General features: G+C 36.9%; 14 protein-coding genes. 3 read left to right on the top strand and 11 right to left on the bottom strand.

Annotation, left to right across the window (positions count from 1 at the left end; genetic code table 11):
- Positions 1-216: 216 nt before the first annotated feature.
- From ACG916_RS19505 to ACG916_RS19520, 4 genes are all read right to left on the bottom strand, one after another.
- A complete protein-coding gene (locus tag ACG916_RS19505) occupies positions 217-813 on the bottom strand; it encodes a fimbrial protein (protein WP_419328619.1) in 597 nt (198 codons plus the stop codon).
- Between the two features lie 88 nt (positions 814-901).
- The gene (locus tag ACG916_RS19510) at positions 902-1,504 is read right to left on the bottom strand and encodes a fimbrial protein (RefSeq protein ID WP_336954064.1); all 603 of its coding nucleotides are present in this window, start codon (positions 1,502-1,504) and stop codon (positions 902-904) included.
- A gap of 466 nt (positions 1,505-1,970) precedes the next feature.
- Positions 1,971-2,954: a FecR family protein gene (locus tag ACG916_RS19515; RefSeq protein WP_336954065.1), complete on the bottom strand. Its 984-nt coding sequence runs from the start codon at positions 2,952-2,954 to the stop codon at positions 1,971-1,973.
- Entirely contained in the window at positions 2,944-3,492 is a 549-nt protein-coding gene (locus ACG916_RS19520; protein ID WP_336954066.1) for a sigma-70 family RNA polymerase sigma factor, read from the bottom strand. The genes ACG916_RS19515 and ACG916_RS19520 overlap by 11 nt, the downstream gene beginning before the upstream one ends.
- 157 nt (positions 3,493-3,649) lie before the next feature.
- Between ACG916_RS19520 and ACG916_RS19525 the strand changes: the two genes are divergently transcribed.
- Entirely contained in the window at positions 3,650-4,258 is a 609-nt protein-coding gene (locus ACG916_RS19525; RefSeq protein ID WP_336954068.1) for a biliverdin-producing heme oxygenase, read from the top strand.
- Positions 4,259-4,959: 701 nt separating this feature from the next.
- Here the strand turns inward: ACG916_RS19525 and ACG916_RS19530 are convergent.
- Positions 4,960-6,345 carry an MFS transporter gene (locus ACG916_RS19530; protein ID WP_336951485.1) on the bottom strand — a complete coding sequence of 462 codons (1,386 nt, stop codon included), beginning with the start codon at positions 6,343-6,345 and terminating at the stop codon, positions 4,960-4,962.
- Between the two features lie 213 nt (positions 6,346-6,558).
- Positions 6,559-7,176, bottom strand: coding sequence for a TetR/AcrR family transcriptional regulator (locus ACG916_RS19535; protein WP_419328617.1), 618 nt, complete (start codon positions 7,174-7,176; stop codon positions 6,559-6,561).
- A 767-nt stretch (positions 7,177-7,943) separates the two neighbouring features.
- Here ACG916_RS19535 and otsB point away from each other — a divergent pair.
- Positions 7,944-8,804, top strand: a complete 861-nt coding sequence (gene otsB / locus ACG916_RS19540; RefSeq protein WP_336951489.1) for a trehalose-phosphatase — start codon at positions 7,944-7,946, stop codon at positions 8,802-8,804.
- Positions 8,797-10,233 carry an alpha,alpha-trehalose-phosphate synthase (UDP-forming) gene (locus ACG916_RS19545; protein WP_419328616.1) on the top strand — a complete coding sequence of 479 codons (1,437 nt, stop codon included), beginning with the start codon at positions 8,797-8,799 and terminating at the stop codon, positions 10,231-10,233. Before otsB ends, ACG916_RS19545 begins: the two co-directional genes overlap by 8 nt.
- Positions 10,234-10,319: 86 nt before the next feature.
- Here the strand turns inward: ACG916_RS19545 and ACG916_RS19550 are convergent, their stop codons facing one another.
- The 5 genes from ACG916_RS19550 to ACG916_RS19570 form a co-directional block, all read right to left on the bottom strand.
- On the bottom strand, positions 10,320-11,519 hold the full coding sequence (locus ACG916_RS19550) for an MFS transporter (protein ID WP_419328614.1): 1,200 nt from the start codon (positions 11,517-11,519) through the stop codon (positions 10,320-10,322).
- 398 nt (positions 11,520-11,917) lie between these two features.
- Complete coding sequence (locus ACG916_RS19555) at positions 11,918-12,577, bottom strand: glycosyltransferase family 2 protein (RefSeq protein WP_419328613.1); 660 nt, start codon at positions 12,575-12,577, stop codon at positions 11,918-11,920.
- A complete protein-coding gene (locus tag ACG916_RS19560) occupies positions 12,574-13,173 on the bottom strand; it encodes a class I SAM-dependent methyltransferase (RefSeq protein WP_419330669.1) in 600 nt (199 codons plus the stop codon). Before ACG916_RS19560 ends, ACG916_RS19555 begins: the two co-directional genes overlap by 4 nt.
- Entirely contained in the window at positions 13,166-13,942 is a 777-nt protein-coding gene (locus ACG916_RS19565; RefSeq protein ID WP_419328609.1) for a PIG-L deacetylase family protein, read from the bottom strand. Before ACG916_RS19565 ends, ACG916_RS19560 begins: the two co-directional genes overlap by 8 nt.
- Positions 13,930-14,946: an acyl-CoA dehydrogenase family protein gene (locus tag ACG916_RS19570; RefSeq protein ID WP_419328607.1), complete on the bottom strand. Its 1,017-nt coding sequence runs from the start codon at positions 14,944-14,946 to the stop codon at positions 13,930-13,932. The genes ACG916_RS19565 and ACG916_RS19570 overlap by 13 nt, the downstream gene beginning before the upstream one ends.
- Positions 14,947-15,215: the final 269 nt, after the last annotated feature.

Below are 15,215 nucleotides of genomic sequence, written 5' to 3' on the forward strand. Positions count from 1 at the left end.
TAGGTCGTAAAGTACATGTTCCATCAGTCACAGCACCATTCACTGTAATTTTTCCATCTACAGCAAACACATGACTACTTGCCAAAAGTAAAGCCCACATAGCCAATGTAGGTAGAGTAAATTTCTTCATTGAATTCACCTTACGAAGTTGTATTATTTTTAACTGCTTTATCAACAACAAACATACTGTTCCCTGTTGAAACCATCAGACAAAAATTAATTATAATGAATGTTATAATTTACAGTCGCTGTGACACTTTGAGCATCGACAATCCCAGTCTTGGAAACATACGTAACAAGATAATTTATAATTGTATCTTGCTGCGGAATAGGCGTGGTTGCTGGAGAGTACGCCTGAGTTCCCCAAGGTGCAGAAAGGTCGACAGCTACTCCCTGCCAAGTGGTTAGTCGAATAAATATAGGATTTGTAGCAGAGGCGCCTATAGCTTGATTGACCAATAAGGTCTTATCCGTTTCATCTAAGTCTGTTGCTGAAATTGCACTGAGATGGATACCTTTAAAAGCTTTAGTTGTTGCTGCATCACATTTACCACCCGCAGAATTTGTTAACTTTGCAAAAAAATATGCACCAGCTTGCTGTGGGGTACTGGGAGCAAACCCAGATTTAGGTACATCTTGTAAGTGCATTGTTAGATCTTTCTTACCACTTGCCATTACATTGTAAGCTTGTAATGTACAGGTTTGGTCAACCACGACACCATTCACTGTAATTTTTCCATCTACAGCAAACACATGACCACTTACCAAAAGTAAAGCCCAAATAGCCAACGGGGGTAGAGTAAGTTTCTTCATTGAATTAACCTTACGAAGTTATAATTATTTTTAACTGGCTTAATCAACAACAAACATATTGTTCCCTGTTGAAATCATCAGACAAAAATTAATTATAGTGAATGTTATAATTTACAGTCGCTGTGACATTTTGAGCATCGACAATTCCAGTTTTAGAAACATACTCAACTTGATAACTTACGAAAGAGAAATCTTCCTTATCGCCATAAATCATACTTTTTGCCTGAACTCCCCACGGTGCAGTAAAATCCACAACATTTCTATGATCCGCGAACATTTGAATAAAAACAGGATTTTTAACAGAAGCACCGCTTGCACCTGTAGCTTTATTGACCAATAAAGTCTTATCCATTGCATCCAAGTCAGTTGCAGAAATTGGAGTGAGATGGATACCCTTAAAGGATTTATTATGTGCCACATCACAGTACGCGCCCGTACCATTTACCAAGAACAGAAAAAAATTTGTGGAGCCTTGACTTGTATTTGTAGGTGTAAAGCTTGATTTAGTGATAGCCTTCAACGGAATAATAATATCCTTAATGCCAGATCCCACACCAAGTTGAGGTTGGATCGTACACGTTCCGTTAGTCACAGCACCATTTACCGTAATTTTCCCGTTGACAGCAAACACACTATTACTTCCCAAACTTAAAGTCCAAACACTCAATATGGGGAGAATAAGTCTCTTCATAGAATTAACCTCATGAAGTTTAAAACAATATTACTTTATCCAAATTACAAAAAAATAAACCCCACATAAACAAACACATTTAAATATATACACCCCCTGCTTCCATTTATTTAAATTGCCTATTTATTTTAAAATCTGTTTATTTTAAGCATAAACTTGTTTTAAAATCCAGCTATTCAAAATTTATTTTTATTTTAAATTTCAACCAATTTTAAAAAAACCACCACCCCCACAACTATATATTCTCACCACAATATCTCCCAAGTTAACTCTTTATCATGCACATACATTGAAAAAATAAATAAATTATTTTAATTGTTTTTATTCAATAACTTATAAATTAAATCAATAAAGTTATAATCAATATTGTATTTTAAAACAGAATTTAATGATCTAAAAATATAACCAAACATAAATAAATTATTTTAAAAAAACTCTATTAAATTAGGCTAAAATAACATTTTTGTTATTTTGAAGTAATATAAATCACATAATTACCAAGTTTAGTAATTTTAATTGGATAATGACTAACCAATAAACGCAGGGTTTGATCTAAATCCTGTTGCGCATTAATCACACCACTGACTTTATAATCTTTTAAAGTAGAGTGATTAAAAATTAAATATTGATGATGATAACGACTTAAGTTTGTGAGTAAATCAGGCAAAGGAAGTTGATCTGCCAATATCTGATGCTTATCCCAAGCAAACTCTGTCGATGCAATATCAAGTTTAGATATTGGACTCAAACCAAGTGGATTAGCGGTAATTTTTTCACCCTGCTTGACTACTTTTGATTGATGATCCTTGCCCAAGGAACGAGTTTCAACTTTAGAATGCAGCATATTTACCACGCTGCTGTTTGAGTATTGATAAACGATAAATCGAGTACCGAGCGCTTTAAAATCTGCTTGAGGTGTATGAATGATTAACGGTCGTTGAGGGTCTTTGGCAACATCAATATACATGTCCCCTTGAACTAAATTGATTTGTCGTTTTTCAGAACTAAAATCTAGTTTAATTGCAGATTTTGCACCTAAAGTCACTTTGGAACCATCTTGCAAGGTGATTGAATGTATTTGGCCAACTTCAGTTTTAAAATCAGCAGTATGGTACGACAGCATCGTTGAATCACTGGCTAAATAGATTACACCGCCTACCCCTACAAAGAACAGCAAGGTTTTACTCAGCATTTGTAAAATATTTTTTTTACTTTGCTGGCTGAGTTTCATTGAATTTCGAACATTTTGGCTAGATATGCCATGTGTTGTTGAAAATTGCTGCATCGTTTGTGAGAAACTAAGCATTTGATCGAGTTGATCATGATGTTCAGGGTACTTGTTTCTCCACGCTTCAAACTCGATTTGAGCTTGTTGACGTTCATGTAAATTATCGGTATTTAAACGAACAATCCATAAAGCCATCTCTTTTTGTAGTTGTTTAGCGTTCATCTTGCTCTAGCTCAAGCAGATTGTTTTTCGCCTCATAACATAACTGTAAACAGTCAGCTAAATATAGCTGTGTCGTGCGTAAAGATTTACCAATCTCAGTCGCAATTTCACTCTGACTATAACCTTCAAAGTAATACATAATAAAAGCTTTTCGAGTCAGTGCTGTCGTACCCTGCAAAGCAACAGTGAGAAAATCTAAGATGAGTACTGCTTCTTCAATTTGATTTGAAGATAATAAAATATCCTGATCATCAGCATGCTGTTTTAGGGTTTCTAAATAATTCTGCTCTAAAATATAACGACGATGTTTATCAATAAGTAAGTGTTTAGCAACATTCACCAAATATGCACGCGGTTCTTGAATAGAAAAAAGCTGTTGAGTTTGTAGCAATTTTACAAAAGTATCTTGAACCAAATCCGCTGCAGTAAAGGGATAGCGGACTCGCGAGTTCAACCAGTGTCTCAACCAATCATGATGATCCAAATACATGTCTTGCAATATCTGCTGCCGTGAGGGTGTGGGGAGAATTGGAACCATAAAATTAAATTTAAAAACCCTAAACAATAATAATTATCGTTTACATTCCATGATTTGTAAATGCTCTCTGAAGGAACTTTTTTTGTAAGGTCTTTTGCATGTTTTTCTCCTTCCATTCGTCATCTCTTATATACCGCCTTTTAAATCAGAGAATGGAATGAATCAAGCACTGATCAATGAACCAAACGCTCAGCAACAACTTAGTTTGTCAATGCGTCTAAAATTACAAACTGCAGATGAGCATGAAAGAATGCATAAGCTGATGGCACAAGCAGATGTATTTTCAAGTTTAGAAAAATATGCTTTATTCACATTGTCTCAGTATTATTTTCAATTAGAAATCGAACATTTATTTCAACAAGATCAAGTAGCTTCATATATAACTGATATTGATATTCGTGGTCGCTCTGCTCAGGCGTTACTCGATCTGCAAGATTTAGGTATTCAGCCTCAAGGTCAAACTTTAGAAAGCTTAAATGTGACTTTCCCTGCTGCCCTAGGTTGGATTTACGTTTCAGAAGGATCAACATTGGGAGCTGCATTTTTATTTAAACAAGCTCAGCAACATTTAGGGCTCAGTGCGGAAAAAGGCGCTCGCAATTTGTCTGCTTATCCTGAAGGGCGAGCTAAGGTTTGGAAACGATTTGTTCAAGCTCTAGATCAAGCTCGACTCAGCCCAAGCCAGAAAGATGAAGTTATTCAAGGTGCGCTTGATGCATTTGAATATTTTGGCAATGCGTTAATCAATTTAGAACAACTTCATTAGTTCTGTTGCAGAACAGTGAATTGATCTGATGGTAGAAGCTTGTACAGCCACCTATTACAGTGAAATGTTTAAATTTGATTGGCATAAACAATAGATCTTTCATAAATAAAAATATGATTATATGGCGTGAATCGTATTGGTATTGAAAGTCCCTTCTCCCTTCGAGAGAAGGCTAGGATGAGGGGCTTTTATGTTGATTTACGGTTTTAAAAGGACTAATGAAAGAAGCCTAATGTCTCACTCTTGTACTGTCTCATCCTTGCGCTACAAAAAAGTCATGCTTTGTTCTTGCTTATGTTGAGCAAGGGGTACGTCCTATACGCCCACGATATCTACACCATGTAGAATTCAATGACGCAAAGGTGCTTGCACAGCCATATATTACAGTGAGAAGTTTAAATTTAATTTGCGAAGGCGATGCCTCACTTTTCAGTGATGAAAAAATGACAAAAATCTTCCGTTTGGCGAGGGGTACGTCCTGTCCCCCGCCCAACAGCGACATCCATGTCGCCATGCGATAGCTACACCATCTAGGATTCAATGAAGAAAAGGTACTTACACTGCCCAACCTAGATTGCAAAGTTTTAGCTCATTGGTGTAAACAATAGATCTTTCATAAAGCAAATGATTGAATTAAAGAATATTAATTAGGAGAAATTATATTCTTGTGTATGAGTTTTTTGACAGGTTAACTATATCAACTATTTCGCTTGTTTTTGGCTATACAGCATAACCAAAATAGACAATAGAAATAGTCCCCCCATCAACATAACAGTAACATGAAAAGCCATCAGTTCAGCAGATTCTAGGCTATTGCCTTGCTGTTGAGAAAAAGCCGTCATAAAAGTCATCGTCGTACCCAATACTGCAATTCCGAGTGTCATTCCAAGTTGGCGTAGGGTATTTAAGATTGCTGCCGCAAAATTTGCATCTTGAACTTGCACACTTCCCATAATCAATGTACTTGAACCTGGCACGATCAGTCCCATCCCGATTCCCATCAGTCCACCACATAAGACAAATAGCAGCAAAGATGAATCGAGTTGAAAACTCATCATGGCCAACAACGCAACGCCTGCAATTGCCAAGCCCAGTATCAATAAGCTTGCCACTGTAAATCGTTGATGTAATTTGGCAAAGGCTATTGAAACAAATGCTTGAGTTAAAAACTGTGGTGCAATCAACCAGCCAGTCTGTGCTGCACTCAACTCGATCTGATTTTGATAAAATAAAGCAAATATAAATAACGAACTATATCCTGCAAAACCCAAGATAAATGAAATTGCGTTATAAGCTAAAAAATGTTTGTTCTTAAATAAATGATTGGGGATCAAGGGATGAACTGTATGTTTTTGCTGCCATGCAAATGCCATACTCGCCACACCAAACAAAACAATACTCAGCATCAACCAATGCTTTAAATAGTCGTGTTGTAGGGCAATAATACTATAGGTTAATGTGACAATGGCAACAGCGCTATATAACAAACCAAGATAATCAAACGGTAGAGATTGAGATTTCTGGTCTGGGTCAATTCCCTTATATCCCAAGTAAATCGTCACAACCCCAACTGGAAGGTTAAGCCAGAATATGCTTTGCCAACCAAAATGATGCACCATCAAACCACCGATTAGCGGGCCAACAATCAATGAAAAAGCACTAAAAGAACTCCAGCGACCAATTTCACGTGCTTTGTCTTGTGGTTGATGAAAATGATGTACCAAAATCGCCAAAGCCAGAGGGATTAAAACTGCGCCAGCCACCCCTTGAATCATACGGCCAATGATCAACAAACTAAAATTGCTAGCCATTGCACAAATCATTGAACCCACTATAAAAATGATGACACCCAACAGCCATAATTTTTTACGCCCTAAACGCTGGCTTAATGCCCCCACTGCTAACATCAAACTCGATAGGCTTAAAGCATAACTATCAATTACCCACTGTAGATCAGCCATATCGCTATCAAATTCTTTTTGAATGCTTCCAAGTGCCAGATTGACACTACTTAAATCCACCAAACAAAGAAATGTGCTGATATAGAGCGCTAAAATGAGATAAATCGGTTGGCGAGATGCGTTCATACATCACCTAAGACAGATAAATGAGAATCATTATACTATATACTGACCGACCGTCAGTCAATTAAAAACCACCGAAAAATAAACACCTCATTTTGGTAGACATGACTCAACTATCTTTTTGAAGATCACCAACGAGATATAACTAAATGACTTGCTCTTAGATCACATAATCATTTTTTATCTACAATATAAGCTGAAATAAATATAGAAAGATCACTCATCATGACCTAGCATTTTTAAATATTGCATCGCAATTTGTCGCGAGAAATCTGTACTATCTTGCAGTTGATTGGCAATTGCTTCATCCGTTACCCCATGCACCCCCGAATAAATCAACAAAGCGGTTAATTTTGGCTGTTCTAAATGCCAAACGCCTGCTTTCTGACCACCCTTTAAGATATGCAGTAATTGTTCAACTATCATATTTTTTTCTTTATTTTGACGCTCATGATGATGTGCGCCAAAAACAATATCATGTATAGGATAACTGTTAAGATAGGTGTGAATATTTGCAGCGACCCAAACTTTAAATTGACTGACCCAATCTTCTGCATCACATTTTGCAACTGCTGTATCTAGAGCCTCAATAAAAAAATCGATATAACGTTTTTTTAATGCTTCAACAATATGCTGTTTTGATTCAAAATAATGATAGAACGTGCCTTTAGCCACACCCACGCTGGCGATAATTTCGCTAATCGTGGTTGCTTCCACCCCTTTTTCTAAAAAAAGCGTTTGTGCAGCATTCATCAGCTCATCAATTCGGACTTCTGCTGGCTTGGTTTGCCTTTTTGTCACCTGAGTAGAAGCGACTTGAGATTGTGATGACATACTTCTCTATTTTCTACACATAAGAATTTAATTATAAATGAGCCCTTCCCAATTCACAATTGAAGCCAAGCTCAGTTCTCTAATCACTTTAACATCATGAAGATATACAGACTACTGATTTTAGATTGAGCATATCTGACAGAATATCAAAGCCAGCTTAGACAGTTTTTGACTTCCTGAGGCGTTTATTCAATCTCTCCATAGAGTTGCTTCATAACTCATCATGTTGAGTGAATCATATAGGTACTGAAAGTTCCATCTCTCTTTTGGGGGACTAGGATCAGGGAGGAATTTAAAATTGTTCTATCGTTTTAAAAAATGACTTACAAAAGAAGTATAATATTCATTCACCTTAAAAAAACTGGTTATTTCCGGATAATAACCAGATTGATAACTGCTAATCTAGCCGTATAAGCATCAAGAGCATAAAATAATCTGGCATCATCTTTAAACTATTTAAATGAGACAAACCAATTTACATGAGATAAAAAATCTAAATCATTGAAAATTTCAGCTTAAAGTAATCCAATGTACAAATAAATAATTACAACTCAAATTAAAATAAATATTTACTAACATAAAGACAAACTCATTAATTCTATTCATATTTTACTTATAAATAACGATATCTTTAATATTTTGAAATAATTTAACAAAATATATATTTGTAATCTCTGTATGTTTTTTGTCTATATAACATAAATAATCACCTTAAAAGCAATAATTAAAGTAATAATAAATTAATTAAATTATTTAAAGGTAAAAGAATGAATGATTCTTTAGCATTAAAAAAAGCGAGGATTATTTCACCCAAAGCACTCATCCAAAATATACATCATGAGAAAAATGATCTAACGCATCCGAACTACAGTTTATTTTTAGATATTGATGGCACACTGGCTGATTTCACTTCAGATCCAAGCCAAACAACTTTGAATCAAAGAAATTTTAATATTATTCAAAAACTTGTCAACAATTCTATAATTATCAGTATTGTTACGGGTAGACCTTTAGATCAAGCAAAAACCTTTTTCCCAAATCTAGCCTTAAATATTGCAGGAACCCATGGTCTGGAAATGCAATTAAAAAATATCGATACGCATATTTCTATGCCCCATACTCATTATAATCCAGAAGATTTAATTCAAATTAAACATGAGATTAATCAACTTTGCTTATCTCAACCCCATATTCGAATAGAACATAAACCTTATTCTATTGCGCTACATTATAGAGAACACCCTCAATATAAAAACCAAGCGTTGCATTTTTTAGAACAAGTGCAAGCGAAAAATTTAAATTTTAAAATTATTCAGGGTAAGTACGTATTTGAATTAATTCCTACACAGGCCAATAAAGGAAATGCAATTCACAGAATAATCCAACAATGTAAACTAGAAAATAGTATTGCATTATTTATTGGCGACGATTTTACTGATGAAGCAGGTTTTGAAGTCATTAATCAGGTTGGTGGTATCAGTATCAAGGTTGGTGCAGGCGATACCCAAGCTAGATTTAGATTAGAAAATACAATGGCTGTGACCGATTTTCTCGAATTATTTGCTCAACATATCCAACAAGAAAAGATTAAATCTTCGGTAAAACGCTTGGAGAATACTCATGTCTAGATTAATTGTTTTATCAAATCGTGTCAGCTTACCCGATCCCTCGAATAACTCAGCAGGTGGTCTAGCAGTGGCTGTGCAAGATGCACTACATGATATTGGTGGAATATGGTTGGGGTGGAATGGTCAACAAATTGACAATCATAAGTCGGTAAAGTTTGAACATATACAGCAAGATAATATTGAATTTATTACCTGCCCACTACAGCAGCGTCAATACCAACAATATTACTGTGGCTTTGCCAATAACACCTTATGGCCTGCTATGCATGAGCGTGCCGATTTAATTGAGTTTAAATCCGAAGAATATTCTTCATATCAACAAGTTAACCAATTTTTTGCCGAAAAGCTGTATGAGATTGCTCAACCTGATGATTTAATTTGGGTACATGACTATCATTTTTTCAGTATAGCGCATTATTGTCGAAAACTTGGAATGCGTAATCGTATCGGTTTTTTCTTACATATCCCATTTGCCAGTGCTTCAATATGGGAAAAATTACCGGAGGCTCGCACCTTACTGCAAGATTTAACTCAATATGATGTATTAGGCTTACAGACTCAATTAGACCAACAAAAATGTATGCAGCTTTGCCAAAATAGTTTGAAATTTAGCCGCGTACAAGATGATCTTTTGATTCAATCTGATCAACAAACCCGCATCAAATGCTACCCTATTGGTATTAATCCTGAAGTGATACAACAGGCAGCACAACGTCAGAATCAAACCATGAAATCGATATTCGATTTTGAAGATAATCCTTTGTATAAAACTATTATCGGTGTTGACCGTATTGATTACTCAAAAGGTTTACTTGAGCGTTTTGGAGCTTTTGAATGCTTTTTACAACAGCATCCTGAGTATCATCAGCATATTGTGGATTTACAGGTTGCGGGCCCATCTCGCATGGACATTACGACATATCAAGATTTTTATCTATCTTTCATGGACAAAATTAAGCAAATCAATCAAGACTACGCTACTGCTGACTGGACGCCCATTAACTGCACTCAGGACGTGGTAGAGCATGATGAATTAATGCAGATTTATCAGTATGCCGACATTTGCTGGGTTAGTTCGTTAAAAGATGGGATGAATTTAGTTGCCAAAGAATATATTGCAGCACAGGATCCTGATAACCCTGGGGTGTTGATTCTCTCTAAATATGCAGGTGCAGCAGAGCAAATGACCGAAGCGGTGCTGGTCGATCCAAATAATGAAAAGCAGATGGTTAAATCCCTTGAAACTGCTTTGTTTATGTCGAAAGAAGAACGTATTGAACGTTATCAACAACTGATGCTGGGCATCGAGCAGTTTGATATCAATGACTGGCGTAATGCATTTTTACATGACTTACAGCAACCCATAGATGAACCAATTTATATGCACAAGGCAGGGATTTCATCTCGGGCTTCAACATTTAAGGTCTAGTTTGCTCCTCTTCACTTGAATGTGTTGCTTTGAATTTTAATCTGCCCAGCAAGGGTTACAGCAAATTGCAGTAACCCCGTGTGATTCTATTTTGCTTGCATCTGGGTGTATCTGTTGACGATGCCAATCATTGCCAACAGCAGTGCAATGATAATAAATACCGAGCCTAATCCAATCACTTCACTTAAAAAGCCTACCAGTGCAGGGCCAAGTAAAGCCCCACTATAAGCAATTGTTGAAACCAATGATAATGCAGCTGCTTTGGGAATTAAATTTTGCTCTCCTACCCGAGAAAACATCACTGGTACAATGTTAGAACTCCCCAAACCTAAACAGCAATATCCTAACAATACTACCGACCAGTGAGGAGCAAATACGATAATCATTAAGCCCAAAGCAGCCAAAATGGCGCCATACAATACTACCTGCTTGGCACCAAACCATCGTAACAAAGCACTGCCTGAAAACCGCCCTACTGTCATAGCGATTGCAAAAAAAGTATAGGCAAAACCAGCGTAAGTAGGATCTAAGTGGTATTGCTTTACCAGATATATCCCACTCCAGTCCATTGCTGCCCCTTCAGATAAAAAACTGATAAAACATACCAAACCGATCAGAAGTAAAGTGGGATGCATCAATTCTTTTAACTTTAATTTTTCTGGCTTATTTTCTACTACTGAGCCTTGCTCTATGTTCTCTATTCGAGTCAAACATAGCGGTATGGCAAAAAATGCAATGCTTAACAATATACAACTGATACTCAGTGCGGCAAGTAATGGTGTAACACCTAAAGCCAATAAGATGCTGACCAATCCCACACCCATTAAGCCCCCTAAACTACACATGCCGTGAAAACTGGACATTCTATTGCTTAGGCTATTTTTCTCAACAATGACTGCTTGCATATTAATAGCAACGCCCAAGCTTCCTACCATCGTACCAAACACAAACAATAAAATGGCCATAGATAAAGCAGTATTGCATATACTCAGAAAGGGCAAAATACATAGCATAGCCAATAGCGTAAAACCAATAATTGACTTACACCCCAACTTTTGGATTAAAGCACCCGTGGCAGGCATAGATAAAAATGAGCCAATACCTGCGCAAAGCAGAAGTAAACCAAAATCTGCATGATTCAGATACAAGCGTTGCTGGGCAAATGGAATTAATGGCGCCCATGCTGCTGTCGCAAAACCCAAGCTAAAAAAACTAAGCTGAGTTGCTAAAATTTGACTATGGATGGGGTTCGTACGATCCCATACAGCTGTTTTAAAAATGAACATTTACGATGCCACTCACAAAAAATTTAGGCATTTCCTTACAAAACCACAATCCATAGAAAAACCCCTTGTCTTTTGCCATGTAAAACTGACAAATGAACAAGGGGTATTTGGCGAAATTATACTCAGATTTTAAATGCTGTCATTGTTTATTTTTGAGTTTTCTCTAGAAATTTGTAACATAGACAATGCAGTTCCCACTTAAATCTATATAACTAATATATATCGTTTTTTTATTTTTAGATTTAATTAACTTTATAGTAATTCGCAAACATGGGGTTGAATTATCCTATCTCCAGTTGCCAAAGCATAAACTATTTTAAATCTTATATTGAGTTGAACGCTCTACGTTTTATATCTTTATGATGGCTGTTAAGAAAGATAGGTTCATCCATGATTATTTATAGCTCAGCATTTTCCAACCGACTGAGAAAATAAGATAAGCCCTCTGGCGCACGTGCATCCAAACGGCTACTTGTACTCACGCGTACTTGATTAGTCCAAGTAATTTGATATCCGTGTTGAATAAATTTTTGTACCAATCCAACATCTTCATGGCAGCAAATCGCTTCAAAACCACCCACTTGTAGATATACTTGCGCACTAAAGCTTAAATTAGCTCCATGAATATGCTGATGGTTCATACGATCTTTGTAATGGATCAAATAGTTTTGCTGAGCATTTAGGGACAAATGGCTAAAATCATCAAGCTGCACCACGCCACAAATGACATCAGTGGGTTGATGCTGTATTTGAGCATATAACCAATCTAAATCTACACAACTGTCCGCATCTGTGCATGCAATCCAAGTCGCACCCTGCGCGATTAAATACCGAATTCCTAAATCACGTGCTTGCCCTACGCATTGATAGCTACATGTAAGCCAACGTATATGATTGTTTTTTACGATATTTAAGGATTGATCATTACACTGATCTAATACCACTAAAACTTCAACTTGATGGTGCTTAATTTGTTCAATTGCTTTTTGAACAGCTTGCAAGCATGCCGATAAGTACTGTTCTTCATTATGGGCCGGAATAACGATACCTATTTTCAAATACTTCCCTCCTGTTGTGCCAGTGAAGAAGCGCCAACTGTCCAAAGATCGACGATAAAATCGGGATCACTCAGCGTTAAATAATGATGAAATGGCAATTGATTCCTCAAGCTTTCATGAACCCGTTGCGCATCTAGCTCAAAACCTTCTATCTCATGGCGCCAATGGCAGCACAGAATTTCTCCATGTGGCGTTAAACTATGCGTTAAATGATCAATTAATTGATGTAATTCTTGTGAGGTCAAATAATATGCGACCTCACTCATTACAATGAGATCAAAATGTCCAGAAGGATAAGCGTTGGGTATTCTTCTCTGTTCTACCTTAACATGTTTATAGCCGTGCAAACGTTTGGAAGCCAATTGAATAGCATTTTCGGAAGCATCTATTGATAAGACTCGATCAGCGCGCTGTGCCAAATGTTCGCTTAGATGGCCATTAGAACAACCTATTTCTAAAAGATTTATGTAGTGTGGTCGCGTCAATAACGCCAGACAAATTTGCTTTTTTCTAGCTTCATACCAACGGTGATCATACCCCCATGGATCCTCACTTTTTGAATACAATTCTTCAAATACATCGATATAGTCATTCACAGAGATAGACCTCATAAGGCATGAGCAGACGCTCAATGATTGATGGCGATAGAACAGCATTCTGTCCCGTACTCTCATCTGCTTGGGTTTGAGAATTGAACTGTAAAATGGCTTGACGTTTTTGGCTAATTTGCTCATCAGTCAAGCAATAAGCGTAGGCTTGATGCCATGGGATTCGGGGATCCTGAGGAATTGCCCAATGCCAAGCCCAGATCAGAACTTGCAAACAGGGCAATTGGTGTACTTTTGCGAATGACTGAACGGTCTTACCTACTGCTTCATGATCTGGATGACCATCGTATTTATAGGTGCAAATTAAAAAATCTTCTGGGTGAATGGTCTGATCTAATCCAGACCAAAGTTGATTGATTTGTAAATGAACTTGTCCATCAGTCAAATTCAATCCGATACGTTGGGTATGTTTAGCAATCGCTAAACACTCTAGGGCAGCCAAACTTTCTAGTGGACGCAATTGATTTAACTGTTCGGGTGTGTATTTTTTCGATTGCGGATGGCTCTGGGTACCATTTGTAACTGCCAATACAACAATGTTGCAATCTAATTGCATAAGCTGTTGCATTAAGCCAGCACAACCCAGTATCTCATCATCAGGATGCGGGGATATTATCACCACCCTTTTGGAACGAAATTGCTCAAGATCGAGTGGTGGCAACGGCTGTTTTTCAAATGCCTGTAACCATTGACTCTTTTGAGTGCCCTCACCCTGAATCATCCGATCTTCAACGAGAGGATGTCTTAAAGTTCCCATGACATATGCTCCTGTAAACATCGTTCAGCAATTTGCACATCATCAAATGCGGCATGGCTTTGCCGAATAAATACAGGTAGATCAGCCATTAATTGAGCAAAAACACCCTCTTCACAATATGGTCTTGCCCCTAAAGCTTTACCAGCCAAATCCATGACAGCTTGACAGCATTGCTCAGTTTGCGCACGCAAAATTCGAATCACACGTTCATGATTCTCATGAGGCTGTGTGTCTATAAGTTTGGCTGTATATTGAAAAAATGCTTTTGTCACTGCCAACTGCTGAGCCAGCTCACCCATATACATAGACTTAAATGAATTTGGACTATCTTGACAACTCTGTTGTAAAAAATGCATCAAACGTGCAGCAGCTCCATACCAACACGCTGCTATACCTGCTGCACCATGCCAGAAACCTGGACGTTGTAAATATTGATCAGGTTGCCCGATAAGCCGAATTAAGCAGTTGTGAAAATGAACTTTCGCTGTTTGGGTATGTTGCATACCCACTGCTTGCCACTGACTAAAATCTATAGAAATATTAGGCTGATCTAATTGAACCATGCACAACTGAGATTGACCTTGTTCATTCTTATAACTCATTAATGCTCGTTGTACAAAGGCAGCCCCAGAACACCATAACTTAGTTCCAGTACAATGGTTATTTGCCACCTGTAGAGGCGCTGGACCGCCTTCAGCAGCCCATACAGCCCATATCTCTGAAGAACGTATGTTTGTCGAATCGCCTAATTCGTACAAGATACTAAGTGCATCACAATGTGATTCAAATAGTTTTGCCAAACTTAGATCAATTCCCGCTATTTCAGCAAAACACTGCCAACGTGCATAGGTTTGCCCTTGTGCGGGAAAGGGTAAATTCTCAGATAAAAGGGTTAATTGGCGAAATACAGATATACGCTGCTGATTTTTATATTCGAAAGTTGCCGAATTAAAATCTGCTAATACCTGTTTCATGGACTTATTTATTTGGATTTGAAGATTCATTTTAATTTAGTTTTTCATAAGCTTTAAAATTTAATCTATCGTTTAAAATTAATATATTAAATTTAAGTTTTGTAAAAAAACAGGAAATTGCCAAACAACTCACATTAAGCAGATAAAATATCATTTCATTTTGTGACGTTGTTATTGAATAACGTGAGTTAAGTTATTTTAAAAGACTGTTCTGTAACTATTATTATAAATTAAAGAATAAATCCAAAATACACGGTAATCTAAATACTCTAAATCGTTTTATTTTTAATAAAGAAGAG

Origin of the sequence: Acinetobacter legionensis (assembly GCF_048552295.1) — a bacterium.
Classification (GTDB): domain Bacteria; phylum Pseudomonadota; class Gammaproteobacteria; order Pseudomonadales; family Moraxellaceae; genus Acinetobacter.